General features: G+C 68.5%; 7 protein-coding genes. 2 read left to right on the top strand and 5 right to left on the bottom strand.

Annotation, left to right across the window (positions count from 1 at the left end; translation table 11 throughout):
• A partial coding sequence (locus KDH83_RS28435) for a hypothetical protein (protein WP_212321932.1) occupies positions 1–524 on the bottom strand: 524 nt, incomplete at its 3' end.
• A gap of 223 nt (positions 525–747) precedes the next feature.
• Complete coding sequence (locus KDH83_RS28440; protein ID WP_212321933.1) at positions 748–1,374, bottom strand: NUDIX hydrolase; 627 nt, start codon at positions 1,372–1,374, stop codon at positions 748–750.
• A 368-nt stretch (positions 1,375–1,742) separates the two neighbouring features.
• On the opposite strand from KDH83_RS28440, the gene KDH83_RS28445 reads away from it, so the two are divergent.
• Positions 1,743–3,053, top strand: a complete 1,311-nt coding sequence (locus KDH83_RS28445; RefSeq protein ID WP_249205418.1) for a diguanylate cyclase — start codon at positions 1,743–1,745, stop codon at positions 3,051–3,053.
• Positions 3,054–3,122: 69 nt separating this feature from the next.
• A complete protein-coding gene (locus KDH83_RS28450; RefSeq protein ID WP_212321935.1) occupies positions 3,123–3,518 on the top strand; it encodes a YbaN family protein in 396 nt (131 codons plus the stop codon).
• Between the two features lie 4 nt (positions 3,519–3,522).
• On the opposite strand, the gene KDH83_RS28455 is transcribed toward KDH83_RS28450, so the two are convergent.
• The 3 genes from KDH83_RS28455 to KDH83_RS28465 all read right to left on the bottom strand — a co-directional run.
• Entirely contained in the window at positions 3,523–5,304 is a 1,782-nt protein-coding gene (locus KDH83_RS28455; RefSeq protein WP_212321937.1) for an IlvD/Edd family dehydratase, read from the bottom strand.
• Positions 5,305–5,376: 72 nt separating this feature from the next.
• Positions 5,377–6,417: a TRAP transporter substrate-binding protein gene (locus tag KDH83_RS28460; protein ID WP_212321939.1), complete on the bottom strand. Its 1,041-nt coding sequence runs from the start codon at positions 6,415–6,417 to the stop codon at positions 5,377–5,379.
• A 35-nt stretch (positions 6,418–6,452) separates the two neighbouring features.
• Positions 6,453–7,361, bottom strand: a 909-nt coding sequence (locus tag KDH83_RS28465; RefSeq protein ID WP_212321941.1) for a TRAP transporter large permease, incomplete at its 5' end; no start/stop codon positions are given.

Consider the following 7,361-nt stretch of genomic DNA (forward strand, 5'->3'; position numbering starts at 1 on the left):
TGCCGCGTGACGGTGGCGGCGGTGCCGCCGTACCAGACCAGGGTCAGCGGCGGGGTGTCCACCAGCGACGAGAGGTCCATGACCGTGCCGTAGTCGATCTGCTGCGCGCGCGATTTACCCTGCGTGCGCTGGAACGACCAGCGCGCGATGGGCTGTGCCACGAACGGGACGGACTTGAGCGTGTCGTCGGCGTAGTCCTGTTGCGATGCAATCGCGTTGCGGAAGGCGGTGTTCTCCTCGCGCGTGATCGCGCCGGTCTTGAGCGCCTGGTCCAGCACGGACGCCGCCTGCGCGCCGGCCTGGGCGGCCAGGGCCTGGCGCAGTGCCGGGAGATGGCGGGCGCCGACCTGCACCCAGTAGAACTCCATGCCCGACAGGGGCGCGGTGTCGTCGCGCGGCTGGAATCCGCGCAGCCCGGCCGTGGCAGCGAAGCCCTGTTCGATATCGCGCTTGACCGTGGCGTAGGGTTGCGGGATCAGGTAGTAGCGGCCGTGGACGTAGGCGGCGCCGGGTTCGGGCTGCATCAATATCCGGGCATCGTTGGCGTCAGCGGCGGCAGCGGCTGATGCCAGCATCAACGCCACGCCGGCCGCGCGGGCGGCCCAGGCGCTGGAAGCGCGGGCCTTTGGGCCGCGCGGGCGCATCCATGAGGACTGCACTGTGGAGCTCCGAAGATGAAGGGGGGCCGACAGGGGAAAGCGTCTTGCGGCGTGATCCGGACGGCGCGCGCATTGTCGCATGTCGGTCTTAGTCGAACGCCGCCGCTCGTGCCTCGTCGGCCTGGAACGCGAATGCTGCCTGGATATCGCTTTCCACCACCCGGCCTCGCGACAGCGGCGGCAGCCGGTCGGGCGCGAAGAAGTCGGCGTCCATCGTTTCCAGGCCGGGCGTCGGCGTGTGCTCATCGCCGTCGCGCGCGCACAGGAAGAACAGCTTGTAGAAATCCCGCACGTCGGGCTCGTATTCGCGCTTGGCCTTGTGGCGCACGCTGTACAGGCGTGTGGCGGAAACGGCGATGCCCGCTTCTTCGCGGATTTCCTTGATCACGTTCTCGGCTGGCGACAGGCCGACGTCGGCATAGCCGCCCGGCAGCGTCCAGCAGCCGTCGCTTTTCTCGCGCACCAGCAGGATCCGGCCATGCTCGATGAGCGCGCCGCGTACGTCCACCTTCGGCGTGGCGTAGCCTTGGGCGAAATCGGAGACCAGCTCCAGGATGCGGGCCGGCGGCACGCCGCCCAGCTCGGCGAGCATGCGATGGGCGATGTCGGCGATCTCCTGGTAGCGTTCGCGGTCGTATTCGTCGCGGCAGAAGTGCAGGCCCGTGGAGGCGATTGCCTGCAAGCGCTTGGCCTGGGTCAGCCATGTGTTGTCCATTTGCGGAACTCCTGGAATCGGATCGGGACAGGCTTCAGTTATAGCGCGTCGCCGGAAGGCTTTGATTGTGGAAGGCGAGGAGGCGCATTTTCCAGAAAACAGGAAACCCCGTTTGAAAATCACGGCCTTGACGATTCTTGGCATTATCGGCCCCGCATTGCTCCTATACTGGCGCAGCTTCAGGCCGCCATTCAGGTGTTATTCGAATCGCGCGGCCGCACGACAGGCCTTGCGGTTCCGCTGACGGCCCGACCCCTTATCCCCGGTTTGACTTCGAGACCATGCGCCCCCCTTCCTTGAATGAAGGCGTTAATCCCTTGGCGCCGCCTGCCGATGCCGCCGGTATATTGCTTGCGGTAAACCGATTATTGGCCGATGCCCCCGAGCAGGGGTTTTTCCATTATCTGGCCGAGCAGGCCCGTGTCGCGTTCGGGGCGGATATCGCGTGGGTGCTGCTGACGCGCGACGGCGAGTCCGAGCTGATTGTCGCGGAGCCGTCCGGCGCGCCCTTGCGCCAGGCCGCCCAGGCCATGCACGTGGCCTTGGCGGCAGGCGGGGATGCCGTCCGGGTGGATGAAGGCGGTGGCACGCTGCCGGACGCGCCCTGGTTCGTCCGCGAAGGCGTGCGGGCCTGCGTGGCCAGGGCCTTGCGCGATCCGGACGGCGCGTTGCGCGGACATGTGGCATTGGTCTTCCGGCGGGCGGTGCCCGCTGCCGCCGTGTATGGAGATGCACTGGGCATCCTGGCGTCCTATGCGCGGCGCAGCGTGCTCGGCTATCGCGAACTGCGCCGCCGCGCCGACGATTGGCGCGGACTGGTGACGCAGTACGAGGCGCTGTTCCACAGCGCGCCGGTGCTGATCAACGCCTTCGACCAGGACGGCCGCTGCACCTTGTGGAACGAGGAGTGCGAACGCCGCTTCGGCTGGTCGATCGCCGAGATCAACCGCCAGGACGATCCGCTGGCGCTGTTCTATCCCGATCCCTCGGACCGGGCGCGGGTGCGCGAAAGCGTGGACAGCGCGCCGTGCCGCACGTTCCGCGAGTGGCACCCGCTGACGCGCGCGGGCGAGCGGCTGACCGTGATGTGGTCGAACGTCAGCCTGCCCGACGGCCGCATCATCAACATCGGGCTGGATGCCACCGAAAGCCGGCGGGCGCAGGCCGCGATCGCCAGGATGGCGACGGTGGACAGCCTGACCGGCTGCTGGAACCGGGCCGAGATCCTGCGGCGCATGAGCCTGAAGCTGAACGCCGCGCGCCTGGATCCGGGCGCGGCCTTCACCGCGCTGATGCTGGACCTGGACTTTTTCAAGCAGGTCAACGATCGCTACGGGCACCTGGCAGGCGACGCCGCGCTGCGGCACTTCTGCGACCAACTGCGCGCCTGCGTGCGCGGCGGCGACGCCATCGGACGCCTGGGCGGCGAGGAGTTCCTGGTGCTGCTGGACGGCGATGATCCCGGCACGGCGCTGGCGGTCTGCGACCGGCTGCGCGAGGCCCTGCGCAACCACGCGCTGGAATTCGGCGACGATCCCCTGATGCTGTCGGCCAGCGGCGGCATCGCGCGCTTCGTGCCGGGCGACACCGGCACCTCGGACGTGATCCGGCGCGCCGACCTGGCGCTGTACCGGGCCAAGCGCGAGGGCCGTGATCGCGCGGTGGTGTACGACGGCTGAACGCGGCGCAACGGGCCGGCCGGGCGGCGCCATCGGCCGCGTCGCTTTTGCGATATCCTGCTGTCCATCATGATGAGAGCGATCTGGCTGGTTCTGGGCTGCGTGATGGTGGCGCTGGGCGTCATCGGCGCATTCCTGCCGGTGATGCCGACCACGATTTTCCTGATCCTGGCGGTGGGCTGCTTTTCCCGCTCTTCTCCCAGGCTGGAAAAATGGCTGCTCGACAGCCCCACCTACGGTCCTTCGCTGCGCGCCTGGCGCGAGCAGGGCGCGGTGTCGCGCAAGGGCAAGACCTACGCCACGCTGGGCATGGCGGTCGGCTACGCGCTGTTCTGGTGGGGGGCGCATCCGTCCTGGGCGCTGGCCCTGGGCGTGGGCCTGTTCTTCATTGCCAGCGCGGCCTACGTGCTGTCGCGCCCCAGTCCGCGCGCGTCGGCGTCGTCCGGCGGACCGGACGACGCCTGAACCCTCAATGCGAATGCCGGGGATCGCCGCGCGTTTCCACCACCTTCAGGTACAGCGTCGCCGGCTCCAGGCAGCCGCCGGTGGATAGCTGGCCGACCATCTTCCGATAGATCTCCTGCCACGGCGTCTGAGCGGGGGGCGGCTGCATGGCCGGCTCGGCGCGGCGCTTCTCCAGCTCGGTCTCGTCGACCAGGGCCGTGACCGAGCGCTGGTTCAGGTCGACGCGGATGCGATCGCCGGTGCGCAGCAGCGCCAGCCCGCCGCCCACGGCCGCCTCGGGCGACATGTTCAGGATCGAGGGGCTGGCCGAGGTGCCGCTCTGGCGGCCGTCGCCCAGGCAGGGCAGCGAGTCGATGCCGCGCTTGATCAGGTGCGAGGGAGGGGCCATGTTGACCACCTCGGCGCTGCCGGGATAGCCCACGGTGCCGGCGCCCCGGATCACCAGGATGCAATGCTCGTCGATGTTGAGCGCCGGATCCTCGATGCGCGCGTGATAGTCCTCGGGGCCGTCGAACACGATGGCGCGCGCCTCGAAGGCGTTCTCGTCGCCGGGCTCGGACAGGTAGGTGCGGCGGAAGGCCTCGCCCACCACCGACATCTTGATGACCGCGCTGTCGAAGAAATTGCCCGACAGCACAATGAAGCCGGCGCGTTGCTTGAGCGGCTGCGCGCAGCTGCGGATGACGTCGGGATCGCGGGTCTTGGCGGCGGCGGCGATTTCGCCGATGGTCTGGCCCGACACGGTCAGGCAGCCGTCGTGCAGCCGGCCTGCGGCCTGCAATTCATGCAGCACGGCGGGCACGCCGCCGGCGCGGTGAAAGCCCTCGCCCAGGTGCTCGCCGGCGGGCACGCAGTTCGCCAGCAGCGGCACGTCCTCGCCCAGCCGTTGCCAGTCGTCCAGGCTCAGGTCGATGCCGGCGTGGCGCGCCATGGCGATCAGGTGCGGCGGACAGTTGCTGGACGCGCCCAGCGCCGAGGCCACCACGATGGCGTTCTCGAAGGCTGCGCGGGTCAGGATGCGCGACGGGCGCAGGTCCTCGCGCACCATGTCGCAGATGCGCTTGCCGGTGGCGTAGGCCATCTGACCGCGTTCGCGGTAGGGCGCGGGGATGCTGGCGCAGGTCGGCAGCGACATGCCCAGCGCTTCGGCCAGCGAGTTCATCGACAGCGCCGTGCCCATGGTGTTGCAGTGGCCGACGGACGGCGAGGACGCCGTCGCCAGCGTCATGAAGCCTTCGTAGTCGAGCTTGCCCGCCGCCATCAGGTTGCGCGCGTGCCAGATCACCGTGCCCGAGCCCACGCGCTGGCCGTCGTGCCAGCCGTCCAGCATGGGGCCGCCGGACAGCACGATCGCGGGAATGTCCACGGTGGCCGCGGCCATCAGGCAGGCGGGCGTGGTCTTGTCGCAGCCGGTGGTCAGCACCACGCCGTCCAGCGGATAGCCGTGCAGGATCTCCACCAGGCCCAGGTAGGCCAGGTTGCGGTCCAGCGCGGCGGTGGGGCGGCGGCCCTGTTCGGCCAGTGGATGGACCGGGAACTCCATCGGGATGCCGCCCGCGTCGCGGATGCCGGCCTTGATGCGCTCGGCCAGCGCCAGATGGTGGCGGTTGCAGGGCGCGAGGTCGCTGCCGGTCTGGGCAATGCCGATGATGGGCCGGCCCGATTGCAGCTCCTCGCGCGTCAGGCCGTAGTTGAGGTAGCGCTCGACGTAGATCGCCGTCATGTCGGCGTGTGAGGGATCGTCGAACCATTTCTGGCTGCGCAGTCTGCGGGGTGTCTGGGACATGGGAATCTCGCGTGCTTCGTTGCTTGCTTCGGGGGAGCCGCGCCCCGGGGACGATGCCCCGGGGCGACGGGCTCAGTTGCGGGCCTTCTGTATTTCCTCGTTCAGTTGCTTGATCAGCTCGGGGCCGAGTTCCTGCGTGTACTTGTCGACCACCGGCTGCACCTTCTGGCGCATGCGCGCCACTTCATCGGCGGACACGGTGTTGATCTTCATGCCGTGCTGCTCCAGCGTGCCCATGGCCTTGAGCGAGTCGGCGCGGCTGTCCTGGCGCTCGAAGTCGCGCGAGGTCGCGGCGGCCTGGCGGATCAGCTGCTGCTCGTCGGCCGACAGCTTGTCCCACCATTTCTTCGAGGCCAGCACCACCCAGGGCGTGTAGACGTGGCGCGTGATGGTCAGGTAGGGCTGCACTTCGTAGAACTTGCTGCTCTGGATCGTGGTGATGGGGTTTTCCTGGCCGTCCACCGTGCGCGTCTCCAGCGCCGTGAACAGCTCGGAGAAGGGCATGGGCACGGCGTTGGCGCCCAGCGTGTTGAACACGCCCAGCGCGATCTGGTTCTGCATGACGCGCAGCTTGATGCCTTGCAGGTCCTCGGCGCGGGCGATGGGGCGCTTGGAGTTGGTCATGTTGCGAAAGCCGTTCTCCCAATAGACCAGGCCCACCAGCCCCTTGGCCTCCAGCTTCTTGAGCAGGTCCTGGCCCAGCGGGCCGTCCAGCACCGCATCGGCTTCCTTTTCGCTGTTGAACAGGAACGGCAGGTCGAACACGCCGAACTCCTTGACCATGCCGGCCAGCGGCGCGGTCGAGCCCACCATCATTTCCTGGGCGCCGCCGGCCAGCGCGCCCTGCATCTGTTCGTCCGAGCCCAGGTTGGCCGAGCCGAAGGTCTTCATCTTCAGCTTGCCGCCGCTGATCTTCTCCAGTTCCTGCGCCAGGTGGCGCGCGGCGCGGCCCTGCACGCTTTCCTCGTTCAGGCCGTAGCCGAAGCGGATCAGGCGCGGCTTGACGTCAGCCGCCGAGGCGGCGCCGGCCACGGCGCAGGACAGGGCGGCGGCCAGGACCAGGATGCGGGCCTTGAGCGAGGTCTTGGGCGGGGTGTTTTGCAGCTTGAGCATGTCTTTCCTCCTTGGTTCTTCTTTGTGGGCGCGCCCTAGTGCATCCAGCGCGCGGGGACGGTGATCAGCTCGGGGAAGATCACCAGCAGGACCAGCAGCAGCGTGTAGGCGACCACGTAGCGCCACACGCCCCTGCAGATGGTTTCCATGTTGATGCGGGCCACGCCGCAGACCACGTTCAGCACCGTGCCCACCGGCGGCGTGAGCAGGCCGACGCAGCCCACCATGACGAACATCACGCCGAAATAGACCGGGTCGATGCCTGCCTTGGTGATGACCGGCATCAGCACCGGCGCCAGGATCAGGATGGTGGGCGTCAGGTCCATCACCGTGCCGACCAGCGTCAGCAGCACCAGCAGCGCGAACATCAGCAGCCTGGGCTGGTCCAGCACCGGATCGAGCAGCGCGATCAGGTCCTGCGGCATGTCGGCCAGCGTGATCATGTAGGACGACATCATGGCCGCCGCCACCAGGAACATGACCACGGCGGTGGTGCGGGCGGCGTTGACGAACAGCGGCATCAGGTCGCGCGCCTTGATCTCGCGGTAGACGAACAGGCTGACCAGCAGCGCGTACACCGCCGCCACCACGGCGGCCTCGGTCGGCGTGAAGATGCCGCCGCGCAGGCCGCCGATGATGATGACGGGCAGCATCAGCGCCCAGCCCGCCTCGCGCAGCGCCCGCAACCGCGCACTCCAGGGCTGGCGCGGCGAGGGCGTGATGCTGCCGTGCTTGCGCGCCACCCAGGTCCACACCGCCACCAGCGTCAGGCCCATCATCAGGCCCGGGGCGATGCCGGCGAAAAAGAGCTTGGTGATCGACACATTGGTGGCGACGCCGAAGATGATGAAGGAGATCGACGGCGGGATGATGGGCGCGATGATGCCGCCGGCGGCGATCAGGCCGGAGGCCTGGCCGGCGTCGTAGCCCTTTTCGCGCAGCAT

It is taken from the genome of Achromobacter sp. Marseille-Q0513 (genome assembly GCF_018195695.1).
GTDB lineage: Bacteria > Pseudomonadota > Gammaproteobacteria > Burkholderiales > Burkholderiaceae_B > Achromobacter.

Excerpts from the sequence above, each read along its gene's own strand:
- KDH83_RS28440 (WP_212321933.1), bottom strand. The coding sequence starts at position 1,374 with ATGGACAACACATGGCTGACCCAGGCCAAGCGCTTGCAGGCAATCGCC.
- KDH83_RS28450 (WP_212321935.1), top strand. The coding sequence starts at position 3,123 with ATGATGAGAGCGATCTGGCTGGTTCTGGGCTGCGTGATGGTGGCGCTG.
- KDH83_RS28455 (WP_212321937.1), bottom strand. The coding sequence starts at position 5,304 with ATGTCCCAGACACCCCGCAGACTGCGCAGCCAGAAATGGTTCGACGAT.
- KDH83_RS28460 (WP_212321939.1), bottom strand. The coding sequence starts at position 6,417 with ATGCTCAAGCTGCAAAACACCCCGCCCAAGACCTCGCTCAAGGCCCGC.